Origin of the sequence: Prevotella communis (assembly GCF_022024115.1) — a bacterium.
GTDB classification, from domain to species: domain Bacteria; phylum Bacteroidota; class Bacteroidia; order Bacteroidales; family Bacteroidaceae; genus Prevotella; species Prevotella communis.
The window spans coordinates 2857126-2869988 of the sequence record NZ_CP091792.1; the positions used below are offsets into that span (position 1 = coordinate 2857126).

Genomic DNA, 12863 nt, shown 5'->3' on the forward strand with positions numbered 1-12863 from the left:
CTTAGTTTAAAATTCTATTGTTTTTAGAAACTAATTGCCGTAATACGCATAATTTATTTCGTAATTTCTCATTTTTATGTCTCTGATATATAATCACGGTAATTATCTTGATTCAATAGGACAAACATATCATATTGCGGTAAAAAAAGATATCGCTCTGCATGAAGACTTGTTTCTCCAAAGTTCAAGAGAATCCCCCTATGCTGTTTAGTAATACGCATATAGTTAAACAATTGAGCCCGATGGTCGGAAACAACTTCTTCTACAGACTTCAATTCTATCACAATATCTTTGTAATAAAAATCAGCGTAATAGATTTTGTCTAACAATACACCTTTATAATAGGAATAAAGAGGTTTTTCCCTTTCCGCATCCATTCCCCTTAATTTAAATTCTTTGGCAAGAGATTCTTGATATATAGCTTCAGCCATACCACGGCCTAACGTATTATAGACCTCCATGGCTGCACCTACGACATCATACATATCCATGTATTCTTTTTTTGTCATCTCAATCTCTTAGAATTAAATTATAAAAATTACGAGATAATTATGCGTATTACGGCAATTCGTTTCTTAAAATCACAAATTTATTTTGAATTCTTTTCCTCACGAACGATGCGCAGGCGGTTCCACGCCACCATGGCAACTGTAATGATTGTCAGCACGCCCATGCCAATCCACTGCAGGTATTTCACACAAGCATAGACAACATAACCAAAGAGCGAAGAAGCGAAGTCCATGGCACCAGCCTGGAAACCTTCAGGAATCTGAGCAGCCTTATCCTGTGTAGCCTCATATACAGTATTGGCAGCCAGCGTAAAGGCAGGAGCCATATCCGTCACGAAATAGAGACCGATGGTTACAGCCACCAGGCCAACGATAAAGGTCTTTACCACATTACCCTTAGTAAAAGGCAATACCATCACGAAGACATAGAACATGCCAGCCAGCGATGCCAATGGCAGGAACTGGTTATCGGCCTTCGACAAGGCGATAGCCAGAATCAGCGTCACAGGAATCAGCAACAATGACACGACAAGTGTCGTAGGATGGCCAATCACCAGTGCCGGTGACATGCCAATATAAACCTTCTTACCCTTGAATTTCTTTTTCACCACCTCCTGAGTCTTCTCAGAGATAGGCATCAGTCCATCGATAAACAGACGGGTGATACGCGGAATCAGTTCCATAACGGCTCCCATCGTCACGCCAAGGAAAAGCACAGACTTCACAATGCTCATCACGGCGTCTGATGTAGAAGCAAAACCTGCGGCATACTCCTCAAAATTGGTGAAGTGGTCGAAATGCGCAGCTGCACCTATCAGGGCACCCACGATGACACCAAGCACCAGAGGTTCACCCAGCACACCAAACTTTTTCTTCAGTCCCTCTGCATCGATATCCAGTTTTGAGAAACCTGGGATACGGTCGAGCAACCAGTTGATGGCGATGGCAAACGGGGTAAAACTCTGACAGAAAGGCTGAGGGATAGAGATGCCCTCCATATTCTCGTAGTAGCCCTGGAAACGGTCGGCTGTCAGGTCAGCCATCACCAACGTGACGATATAACAACTGATAGCAGCAAAATAGCCCCACAACAAGCTCTCGTCCATCACGAAATAAGCCACGGCACCAATGAAGGCAAAATGCCAGTAGTTCCACAAGTCGATATTCACCGTGCGGGTACATTTCGTAACCAGCAACAGGAAATTGATACCCAGGCAAATGGGGATAATCAGTGCACCCACCGCTGTATTGTAAGCCACAGCGGCAGCAGCAGGCCATCCCATGTCAAAAACCTTCAAGTCCAGGTTGAAGATCTTGGAGATGGCATCCAGTGGGGTATTAAAATTCGTTGTCAACAGAGCCGTCACGATGCCCAGTCCAACAAAACCGACACCCACATAAAGACCACTCTTGAGCGACTTGCCGAACTTCATGCCGATGCACAAGCCGATGATAGTGAAGAGGATCGGCATCATGACCGACGCTCCTAACTGAATGATGTAACTGAAAACTTGTTCCATTTCTTATACTTTGTTTGTTTTAGCGTAGATTGGGCGCAAAATTACAAAATAATTATCAATTTCCCATTATCCATTATCAATTATTTGCAATTAATCCTGGAAATAGACACGCTTCACGCGGTTGCTGACACTGGTAAGTACCTCATAAGGGATGGTCTCCAGCACATCACTCAGCACCGTTACAGGCAGGTTCTTACCAAAGATTTCCACGCTGTCACCTTCCTCGCATTGGATGTCTGTCACGTCAATCAGCGCCACATCCATACAGATATTGCCTACGTATTCGGCCTTTTGTCCGTTCACCAGACAATAGCAATGACGATTACCCAACTTACGGTTCAGTCCGTCGGCATAGCCAATAGGAATAGCTGCGATCACACTGTCACGCTCCAGTTTTCCCTTGCGGCTGTAGCCCACCGTCTCCTCCTTGGGCACACGGCGCAACTGCAGAATCGTGGTCTTCAATGTTGATACCGTAGAGAGGATATTATTGGTACGTGGGTCAACGCCATAGAGGCCAAGTCCCAGACGACACATATCCAACTGTCGCTCAGGGAAGTGCTCTATACCTGCCGAGTTATCTATATGACGGAGTATCTTGTGCGAGAAAGCAGCCTGTATCTTCTGACTGGCCTCATCAAAAACACGGAACTGCGTTGCCGAGAAGTTATCGAAGTCGTCACTGTCTGAGCCCACGAAATGCGAGAATACAGAACGGGGAATGATGGCCGACTGATGTTTCAGCGAATCAATCAGTTCATCGATATCCTTCTTGGGATCAAAGCCCAGGCGGTGCATGCCGGTGTCCAGTTTAATATGCACAGGCCATCCTGTGATACCCTCATGACGAGCAGCCTTCACCAGCGCATTCATCAATCGGAAAGAATACACCTCTGGTTCCAGGTCATAGTCAAAGAGCGTCTTAAACGATGACATCTCCGGGTTCATCACGATGATATTCTGGGTGATACCAGCCTTTCGCAGCGTCACGCCCTCATCGGCCACGGCCACTGCCAGATAGTCCACGCGGTGGTCTTGCAGCGTCTTGGCAATCTCCACGGCGCCGGCGCCATAGGCATCAGCCTTGATCATGCACACCATCTTGGTCTCGGGCTTCAGGAATGAACGGTAATAGTTCAGGTTGTCCACCACCGCATTCAGATCCACCTCAAGAATCGTCTCGTGCACCTTCTGTTCCAACAGGTCGCTGATGCGCTCAAAACCAAACGGGCGGGCGCCCTTCAGCAACACGATCTCATCACGCATCGACTTAAAGACACTACTCTGCACAAAATCATCCACATTGGCAAAGAACCACTTCTGACCAATCTCTATCTGCGCAGCCTGACTGGAAATCTCCGGTCCGATACCTACGAACCGGTCGATACCACGCTTGGCTATCAGTTCCGACACCTCACGATACAACTCAGCCGACGACTCACCCGTCTGATAGATATCACTCAGAATCAACGTCTTACGTTTTCCTTCCTGTTCCGGACGACGGTTCATGAAGTCCAGTGCAATATCCAGGGAGTTCACGTCACTGTTATACGAATCATTAATCAACGTCAGTCCGCGCTGTCCCTCCTTCACTTCCAGTCGCATGGCGATAGGCTCCAGCTTTGGCATACGTTCGGCCAGTTCCTCGGGTGTCAGCCCCAGCGTCAGCGCCACCGTAGCACAAGTGATGGAGTTCTCGATACTGGCCTCATCGATAAACGGGATATCATAGCTGCCTTCTATACCTTTATATACATATGACACATGACTACCCTCTGTCTTGACATACATCGGAGCCTTATCGTTGAAACGGGACCATCCGATACGGTCGCCCTGATACTGCGAACGACGCACGCAACGGCTCACCGTGTCATCATCAGAAGGATAAATCATGGTCTCCGTATTGCGGAAGAGCTGGAGCTTCTCCATACATTTCTCGTCCATATTACGGAAATTCTCCTGATGGGCACTACCCAATGAGGTCAGGACACCGATTGTTGGCTGAATGATATCATGCAAGGCCAGCATCTCACCCGGTTCACTGATACCTGCCTCCAGCAAAGCCACCTTCGTCTGCTCGTTCAACAGCCAGACTGACAAAGGAACGCCAATCTGTGAGTTATAGCTCTTTGGCGAACGGGTCACCTTCATGGAGGGCGACAAAATCTGATACAGCCACTCTTTCACCCAGGTCTTACCGTTAGAGCCCGTGATACCTACCACAGGGATATCAAACTCATCACGGTGACGCTCGGCCAGGCGCTGCAAGGCAGCCAGTGGCGATGGAACCTTCAGAAAATTAGCATCAGCGAACTGTGCCTGATAATCCTCTGGCACCTGTTCTACTACAAACGACCGAACCCCACGGCGGTAGAGTTCGGATATATATTTATGACCGTCATTGCGTTTAGTGCGCAAGGCGAAAAACAAAGTCTGCTCAGGGAAACACAGAGAGCGACTGTCAGTAAGCAACCAACCTATGGTTGCATCCTTTTCACCATAGCGACGCGCCCCTATCAGGGTTGCCACCTTTTCAATTGTATATGTCATAGTATCGTATTTTAATTTTCAAGACGCAAAGGTACAATAAAATTTTCAATTATCAATTATCAATTATCAATTTTTATTTGTACCTTTGCAGCCAAATTTCAAACTTATAGATAATCAGGTAATATGATTCTTTTCTTCAAGACCCCTCAGAAGAGCGTGATTGCCACGCAGGTGGACCATCAGCTCACACAAGCAGAAGTACAAGAACTTTGTTGGCTCTATGGCAATGCCGAGCCTGTTGACGCCCAGACTATGGAAGGTTTCTTCGTCGGTCCGCGTCGCGAAATGGTGACCCCTTGGTCAACGAATGCTGTTGAGATAACTCAGAATATGGGACTCAGCGGCATTTCTCGTATAGAAGAGTATTTTGCTGTTGCTTCGAAAGATGCCGAGCACGACGAGATGCTTCAGCGCATGTACGAAGGACTGAATCAGGATATCTTTACGATTAACATCAAGCCAGAGCCCATTAAGTATGTGGACAATCTGGAGGAGTACAACGAGAAAGAGGGACTGGCTCTCTCTCCTGAGGAGATTGAATACCTCCACGGACTGGAGAAGCAGAACGGCCGTCCTCTGACTGACTCAGAGATTTTCGGTTTTGCACAGATCAACTCTGAGCACTGCCGTCACAAGATCTTTGGTGGTACATTCATCATTGACGGCCAGGAGATGGAGAGTTCGCTCTTCGCCATGATTAAGAAGACGACGCAGGAGAACCCCAACAAGATTCTCTCTGCCTATAAAGATAATGTGGCCTTTGCGCAGGGACCTGTCGTAGAACAGTTTGCTCCTGCTGATCAGTCAACCAGCGACTGGTTCCGCATCAAGGATATCGAGAGCGTTATCTCGCTGAAGGCTGAGACCCACAACTTCCCCACAACCGTAGAGCCATTCAACGGTGCTGCAACAGGTACTGGTGGTGAGATCCGCGACCGTATGGGCGGTGGCGTAGGTTCATGGCCTATCGCAGGTACAGCTGTATATATGACAGCCTACCCCCGTCTGACTGACGATGACAAGCTGACTCGCGACTGGGAGAACATCATCCCCGTTCGCCAGTGGCTGTACCAGACACCTGAGCAGATTCTGATCAAGGCTTCAAATGGTGCTTCTGACTTCGGTAACAAGTTCGGTCAGCCACTGATTTGTGGTTCTGTGCTTACCTTTGAACATCAGGAGCCCAACGACACCAAGTATGCTTATGACAAGGTTATCATGCTGGCTGGTGGTGTTGGTTATGGTACTAAGCGTGACTGCCTGAAGAAAGAGCCTCAGAAGGGTAACAAGGTGGTCGTAGTAGGTGGTGATAACTACCGCATCGGTCTTGGTGGCGGTTCTGTATCATCTGTTGATACCGGTCGCTACAGCAATGGTATCGAGCTGAACGCCGTTCAGCGTGCTAACCCTGAAATGCAGAAGCGTGCCTACAACCTGGTGCGTGCGCTCTGCGAAGAGGATGTGAACCCCGTTGTTTCTATCCACGACCACGGTTCTGCCGGTCACCTGAACTGTCTCTCTGAGCTCGTTGAGGAGTGCGGTGGTGAGATCGACATGACCAAACTGCCAATTGGTGACAAGACTCTGAGCTCTAAGGAGATCATCGCTAACGAGAGTCAGGAGCGTATGGGCTTGCTCATTGACGAGAAGCACATCGAACATGTGCGTAAGATTGCTGAGCGCGAGCGTGCTCCGCTGTATGTGGTTGGTGAGACCACAGGCGATGCCCACTTCTCATTCAAGCAGGGCGACGGCGTTAAGCCATTCGACCTGGATGTGGCTCAGATGTTCGGTCACTCACCCAAGACCATCATGAAGGATAATACTGTAGAGCGCCACTATCAGGACGTTACCTACAGTCAGGATAAGATTAACGAGTACCTCGACCGCGTGCTCCAGCTTGAGGCTGTGGCTTGTAAGGACTGGTTGACTAACAAGGTCGACCGTTCGGTTACAGGTAAGATTGCACGTCAGCAGTGTCAGGGTGAGATTCAGCTGCCTCTGAGCGACTGCGGTGTTGTGGCCCTCGACTATCGTGGCGTGAAGGGTATAGCTACAGCCCTGGGGCATGCGCCTCAGGCCGGTCTGGCTAATCCTGCTGCCGGTTCTGTGCTCTCTGTAGCTGAGGCACTGACAAATATCGTCTGGGCTCCACTCGCTGAGGGTATGGATTCTCTCTCACTCTCTGCCAACTGGATGTGGCCCTGCCGCTCTCAGGAGGGTGAGGATGCCCGTCTGTACGAGGGTGTTAAGGCGCTGAGCGATTTCTGCTGCGACCTGCACATCAACGTACCTACAGGTAAGGACTCTCTGTCACTCTCTCAGCAGTATCCTAATGGCGAGAAGATTATCTCTCCAGGAACAGTCATCGTATCTGCCGGTGGCGAGGTTTCTGACATCAAGAAGGTGGTAAGCCCTGTATTGGTTAACGACAAGAATGCATCTCTCTATCATATCGACTTCTCATTCGACGAGCAGCGTCTGGGCGGTTCTGCCTTTGCCCAGAGTCTGGGTAAGGTAGGCGACGATGTGCCTACCGTGAAGAACGCTGAGTACTTCGCAGATGCCTTCATGGCTGTTCAGGAGATGATCAACCGCGGATGGATCCTGGCTGGTCACGATATCTCTGCCGGTGGTTTGATTACTACCCTGCTCGAGATGTGCTTCGCCAACCAGAAGGGTGGTATGCATATCAACCTGCACGACATCTGCAAGGATGGCGACGTAGTGAAGGCCCTCTTCGCTGAGAACCCCGGTGTGGTTATCGAGGTAAGCGATGAGCATAAGCAGGAGTTTGCCGACTTCATGGAGGAGCAGGGTGTAGGCTTTGCCAAGATTGGTTACTCGGTACCTGAGAGCCGCAACATCGTAGTAAAGGCTGGCGACAAGGAGCTGACTTTCGACATCGATGCACTCCGTGACACATGGTATAAGACTTCTTACCTGCTCGACCGCAAGCAGAGCTTCAATGGCAAGGCTGCAGAGCGTTTCGCTAACTATAAGAAGCAGCCTCTGGAGATGAAGTTCAACAAGGACTTCACTGGCAAGCTCTCTCAGTATGGCATCTCTGCCGACCGCCGTCAGCCCTCTGGCATCAAGGCAGCCATCATCCGTGAGAAGGGTACCAACGGTGAGCGCGAGATGGCTTACTGCCTGTACCTGGCTGGTTTCGACGTGAAGGACGTGATGATGACCGACCTGATTTCTGGTCGCGAGACACTCGAGGATATCAACATGATTGTATTCTGCGGTGGTTTCTCTAACTCCGACGTACTTGGTTCTGCTAAGGGTTGGGCTGGTGCCTTCCTCTTCAATCCTAAGGCTAAGGAGGCACTGGATAAGTTCTATGCCCGCGAGGACACCCTCTCACTGGGTATCTGTAACGGTTGTCAGCTGATGGTTGAACTCGGCCTGACAGGTGCCAAGGGTGCCAAGATGCTGCACAACGACTCTCACAAGTTCGAGAGTGAGTTCATCTCGTTGAGCATTCCCCAGAACAACTCTGTGATGTTCGGTTCTCTGAGCGGCAACAAGCTCGGTCTGTGGGTAGCCCACGGAGAAGGTAAGTTCTCACTGCCCGAGGCTGAGAGTGCTTACAACGTGATTGCGAAGTACAACTATGCTGGCTATCCCGCTAATCCTAACGGTTCTGACTACAATGTGGCAGGTATCTGCTCTGCCGATGGCCGTCATCTCTGCATGATGCCTCACCTGGAGCGTGCCGTATTCCCCTGGCAGAACGCATGGTATCCAGCTGACCGCCGCAATGACGAGGTAACACCTTGGATTGAGGCCTTCGTCAACGCACGTAAGTGGGTAGAGGAAAGAATCTAGGAGAATTCTGGAAATCCTAGGCTTTCCTAGGATATCCTAGGTTATCCTATAATATGAAAATAATGAATATCTATTGGGATTCATTTAAGACTTTCTTTCACATTGGCATATTCACCCTTGGTGGTGGATATGCCATGATACCCTTGATAGAGGAGGAAGTGGTAAACAAGAAGAAATGGGTGTCGCGTGAGGAGTTTCTCGACCTCATCGCCATTGCACAGAGTTGTCCGGGTGTCTTTGCTATCAACATCAGCATCTTCATCGGCTACAAACTGCGCAAGATTCGTGGCGCCATCGCCACCGCCCTTGGCACTGCCCTACCCTCGTTCCTCATCATCCTCATGATAGCCATGTTCTTCCATCGTTTCGAGGATAATCCCGTGGTAGCAGCCATCTTCCGCGGCATCCGTCCTGCGGTGGTAGCACTCATTGCCGTACCTACGTTCAATCTGGCCAAGAGCGCCAAGATATCGTGGGTCAACTGCTGGATACCGATTGCAGGAGCGTTGCTGATCTGGCTTTTGGGTGTATCACCAATTTATATTATCCTAGCGGCAGGCATCGGTGGCTATGTCTATGGCAAATACATCAAGCCAACGGAATGATTTGAAGAAAGAATTCGTGTAATTCGTATAATTCGTTGTTAAAAAAGAAAATGGACATTGTTCTTCTATACATACAGTTGTTTGTCACCTTCTTCCAGATTGGTCTGTTTGGATTCGGAGGAGGCTACGGCATGCTGTCACTTATTCAGACGAAGGTAGTGCCCGACTGGATTACCACGACCCAGTTTACTGATATTGTGGCTATCAGTCAGATGACCCCCGGCCCTATTGGCATCAACTCTGCCACCTATTGCGGCTACATGGCTTGCCATAATGCCGGACTGAGCACATCTATGTCAATCCTTGGTTCCTGCGTTGCTACATTTGCCCTTGTGCTGCCATCACTCATCCTGATGATTATCATTGCCAAGATGTTCATCAAATACATGAACACACCCGCAGTACAGTCGGTCTTCAATGGCCTGCGCCCTGCAGTCGTCGGTCTGCTGGCTGCAGCCACCCTCTTACTGTGCAACAAGGAGAATTTCTCCGCACCCAGCGAGGATATGTGGCAGTTCTGCATCAGCGTGATTCTCTTCGCCGCCACGTTCATCGGCACCAAGGTATATAAGGTGAACCCCATCCACATGATAGCGATGGCAGGTTTCGCAGGCCTCCTGCTGCTCTACTGACAATTCATTCATTAATCAATCAATAATTAACTAAAAACTACAAAACTATGACTAAAAGACATCTTCTCCCGTTCTGCATGATGGCACTGTGTACCATCTGTCTCCATGCCCAGCCTCGCAACCACCACCGTCGCATGGCCTTTTCCACGGATACCGTGATGGCCCACGACCCTGTGATGGCCTACGAGAACGGCACCTATCACCTGCTTTCTACAGGCATGGGCATTCAGTGGGCCACGTCGAAAGACCGCAAGACATGGGTGATGCAACCCACGCCGTTTATCGAACAGATTCCGCAATGGACACACGACTCCGTACCTGGTTTCCGCAACCATGTATGGGCTCCGGATATCATCCGTTGGCACGACCGCTGGTGGTTGGCCTACAGCTGCTCCACCTTTGGCAAGAACACTTCAGCCATCGGTCTGATGTCAGCCTCATCACTCACAGGGCAGTGGAAAGATGAGGGTTGTATCGTGGCCTCCAAGGAGAAACGTGACAACTGGAATGCCATTGATCCCTGCTTCGTTATTGACGACAACGACCAGCCATGGCTCACATGGGGCTCTTTCTGGGACGGCATACAGATTGCAAGATTAACTCTCTCTCATTTTTCATCTCTCATTTCTCCCCCCGTCACCATTGCCCGTCGTTACCAGCCTAACGATCCCAATGCTGCCGAGAACCCCACGTCCAAGTTTGCCGGACGCAATGCCATTGAGGCACCTTTCATCTTGAAGCATGATGGCTACTATTATCTCTTCGTTTCGTGGGACTACTGTTGTCGTGGTGCCCAGAGCAACTACCGCGTAGCCGTAGGACGCTCAAAACAGGTAACTGGTCCTTATCTCGACCGCGAAGGTCGTGACATGCTTCACGGCGGAGGCACTCTCTTCCTGGAGGGCGACAAAACGGAGTTTGAGGCCGCAGGCCATTGCGCAGCCTACGACATGAACGGCGAGAGCATCTTCATCTGCCACGGCTACTCTGCCCGTCTCAATGGTGCCGCCCTGCTCATCCAGAAGCCCATCAAATGGACCCGTGACCAGTGGCCGTACTTGGAATAGACCGCCTTCTCATCCCAATCCTACAAGTTTCACTTAGAAAAACAGGCAATTCGTTGAACAGATTTTCCCATGTTTTTTCATCTGCTTATCTTTGCATCGTGAAATATGGTTAGTGATTAGCGAAAAGGTTAGAGTTTATAGTTAAAGGTAAAACATTGTTTTAGGTTATCATTAATAATCAGGAAAACTTAATTCTAATTATTAGGTTATTTTTTTTCATAGCAAAAATGGTTGAGGGATCCCCGTCGTGAGATGGGGATTTTTTTTGTGCTATGAAATAGCATCCATATTTCAATAAAGCCTTTATCCTATTCTCAAAAGACGTGTATCCGTGGCAATGCAAATGTCATGTGCCAAATCATTCAGGGAATGAAAACGCTCATAGTCAGAATCACCAGGCATCAGCTTAGGCGACAGAATCAACAGCTTACCTGTAGCACAAGCATAGAACCGTTCCTTTGATGGTTTCCAATAATCCGTGATCTGCTCTTTCTGCAATAATATAAGTGGCAGACGATCGTCCAATGCCGCATCAACAACACCCTGTTCGCCCTTTGAAATACCAGGCGTAACCAACACAGCCCCCTCTTCCGCCCGCTGCAGCAGCTGCGCTTTTGCTTCTGCATACTCAGGAGTCAGATGCGTCAGCCTGCCCTTCTTATCCTTACGATGGAAAAATACCTGAAGCCTTTCTGGGTTCTTCAGCAGGAAGAGATTACCAAAAGCAGCATATTCACGGTCATGTATCCACAGATGCAGGCAGCGTTGCATCAAGTTCGGATGCTCCTCCCTCAGCCTTGCCCTGAACGGATTCTCGTCCATATAGCGACAGATATTTCCAAGCATGCCATCGCCCATAAGGATACGGTCATGATAACCATCCTCAAACAAGACAGGACGCTTGCCAGAGGGAGACGCCTCTGCCACAGTCATAGCAGACACACCATCCGCCATGACAGCCTCATCCTGCAACTTCCACCAAGCCCTGGTACATCCCGTCTTAAAGCCACGCACGATGCTACCCAGATGCTTTCCCTGAGGCAATTGCTCCTTCACAGCTAACAACAGGTGTACATGGTCAGGCATCAGCGCCACCTTACACACCTCCACCATGGGGTAAAACTGAGATATCTTTGACAGCTCCTCATGGATAATCTGGGAGCCAAGCCTGGAATACTCCAGATGAGGAAAATCCGCCGTTCCCCTTTTCCCCCTTGAATGTCCTACAATACAACCAAAGAGGCGCTGCCGCCCTGCCACCACCATGGTTACCATGTATAACCCAGGACGACTATAGTCATGAAAAAAGGCACGACGGTGCCCATTGTGCTTTATTTCCGAAAGCACGATTCCTGCAGCAATCTTCTCCTCTTTTGTCACCTGTCTTAATGATTAAAGTATTTACAACGCAAAGGTACTACAAATTTACCAAACCATCAAACAAACAAGCAAAAATCCGCCCTTTCTCCCCCTTATCACCGTGGCCAGCGCTTTTCCTTCCCCCATCACCGTGGCCAGCGTTTCTCCGCTGGTTCATCAAAGACCAGTCCCCTTCTATACTTGTTTATCTTCTCTTATTACAAGTTCCCTTGGTATCTTAACATTCTTCAGTCTCTCATACCATATTTTAGAAGAACCAGCGAAATGCTTCTGGGTATGTCCGCTGATAATGTAATAATTGGCGGTGTACAGGTCCATTATATTGAGGAAAATACTCTTGATGCGTGAACACTTCTCATTGATGGAGTTATTCAATGGATCCACCAGCATGTCCACACTCTCCGCAATAGTCTGTTTGTCCATCAACTTTGCCGTGGCCATATAATATCCAAGAAGTTCATTGCGATATTCACAGAGTTTCTTGAACTCAATGCCCTCAGGATGATTCAGGAACAACAGATAGACGGCCTTGTGAACAGGCGTCATCTCCACCTCCTTATTGCCGTAGTCTACAAGGATGATCCTGTAGTCTTTTGTGACAAGCAGTCGGCTTAAACGGCTCTTTGCTGCTTCGATGCGTAACTCCTCCAAGACAGACACACCAATAGCGCGCAACAACAAATCGTTGCGTCCAGCAGCAACCAGTTCCCTTACCAACTGGGAAAGTTCTACAGCAATTTCCTCAGGTGTCCTATCCGTCATTGTC

9 protein-coding genes are annotated in these 12863 nt (G+C 49.0%); 4 read left to right on the forward strand and 5 right to left on the reverse strand.

Translation table 11 applies throughout. The features are described 5' to 3' along the window. Positions 1-74 precede the first annotated feature (74 nt). The 3 genes from L6468_RS11910 to L6468_RS11920 form a co-directional block, all read right to left on the reverse strand. A complete protein-coding gene (locus L6468_RS11910) occupies positions 75-509 on the reverse strand; it encodes a GxxExxY protein (protein WP_091818476.1) in 435 nt (144 codons plus the stop codon). A gap of 80 nt (positions 510-589) precedes the next feature. Further along, a complete protein-coding gene (locus L6468_RS11915; protein ID WP_091818474.1) occupies positions 590-2029 on the reverse strand; it encodes a PTS galactitol transporter subunit IIC in 1440 nt (479 codons plus the stop codon). 90 nt (positions 2030-2119) lie between these two features. Further along, on the reverse strand, positions 2120-4579 hold the full coding sequence (locus L6468_RS11920; RefSeq protein ID WP_091854751.1) for a bifunctional UDP-N-acetylmuramoyl-tripeptide:D-alanyl-D-alanine ligase/alanine racemase: 2460 nt from the start codon (positions 4577-4579) through the stop codon (positions 2120-2122). A gap of 123 nt (positions 4580-4702) precedes the next feature. On the opposite strand from L6468_RS11920, the gene purL reads away from it, so the two are divergent. The 4 genes from purL to L6468_RS11940 all read left to right on the forward strand — a co-directional run bounded on the left by purL (position 4703) and on the right by L6468_RS11940 (position 10717). Continuing rightward, positions 4703-8413, forward strand: a complete 3711-nt coding sequence (purL, locus tag L6468_RS11925) for a phosphoribosylformylglycinamidine synthase (protein WP_237793406.1) — start codon at positions 4703-4705, stop codon at positions 8411-8413. 62 nt (positions 8414-8475) lie between these two features. Further along, positions 8476-9018, forward strand: coding sequence for a chromate transporter (locus tag L6468_RS11930; RefSeq protein WP_237796679.1), 543 nt, complete (start codon positions 8476-8478; stop codon positions 9016-9018). 50 nt (positions 9019-9068) lie between these two features. Further along, the gene (locus tag L6468_RS11935; RefSeq protein WP_237793407.1) at positions 9069-9650 is read left to right on the forward strand and encodes a chromate transporter; all 582 of its coding nucleotides are present in this window, start codon (positions 9069-9071) and stop codon (positions 9648-9650) included. Positions 9651-9697: 47 nt separating this feature from the next. Then, positions 9698-10717, forward strand: a complete 1020-nt coding sequence (locus tag L6468_RS11940; protein WP_431356689.1) for a family 43 glycosylhydrolase — start codon at positions 9698-9700, stop codon at positions 10715-10717. A 303-nt stretch (positions 10718-11020) separates the two neighbouring features. Here the strand turns inward: L6468_RS11940 and L6468_RS11945 are convergent, their stop codons facing one another. Together L6468_RS11945 and L6468_RS11950 are read right to left on the reverse strand one after the other, a co-directional pair. Next, the gene (locus tag L6468_RS11945) at positions 11021-12097 is read right to left on the reverse strand and encodes a transposase (protein WP_237793408.1); all 1077 of its coding nucleotides are present in this window, start codon (positions 12095-12097) and stop codon (positions 11021-11023) included. Between the two features lie 174 nt (positions 12098-12271). After that, the gene (locus L6468_RS11950; RefSeq protein WP_091818508.1) at positions 12272-12859 is read right to left on the reverse strand and encodes a hypothetical protein; all 588 of its coding nucleotides are present in this window, start codon (positions 12857-12859) and stop codon (positions 12272-12274) included. Between the last annotated feature and the right edge of the window lie 4 nt (positions 12860-12863).

Excerpts from the sequence above, each read along its gene's own strand:
- L6468_RS11910 (WP_091818476.1), bottom strand. The coding sequence starts at position 509 with ATGACAAAAAAAGAATACATGGATATGTATGATGTCGTAGGTGCAGCC.
- L6468_RS11915 (WP_091818474.1), bottom strand. The coding sequence starts at position 2,029 with ATGGAACAAGTTTTCAGTTACATCATTCAGTTAGGAGCGTCGGTCATG.
- L6468_RS11920 (WP_091854751.1), bottom strand. The coding sequence starts at position 4,579 with ATGACATATACAATTGAAAAGGTGGCAACCCTGATAGGGGCGCGTCGC.
- purL (WP_237793406.1), top strand. The coding sequence starts at position 4,703 with ATGATTCTTTTCTTCAAGACCCCTCAGAAGAGCGTGATTGCCACGCAG.
- L6468_RS11930 (WP_237796679.1), top strand. The coding sequence starts at position 8,476 with ATGAATATCTATTGGGATTCATTTAAGACTTTCTTTCACATTGGCATA.
- L6468_RS11935 (WP_237793407.1), top strand. The coding sequence starts at position 9,069 with ATGGACATTGTTCTTCTATACATACAGTTGTTTGTCACCTTCTTCCAG.
- L6468_RS11940 (WP_431356689.1), top strand. The coding sequence starts at position 9,698 with ATGACTAAAAGACATCTTCTCCCGTTCTGCATGATGGCACTGTGTACC.
- L6468_RS11950 (WP_091818508.1), bottom strand. The coding sequence starts at position 12,859 with ATGACGGATAGGACACCTGAGGAAATTGCTGTAGAACTTTCCCAGTTG.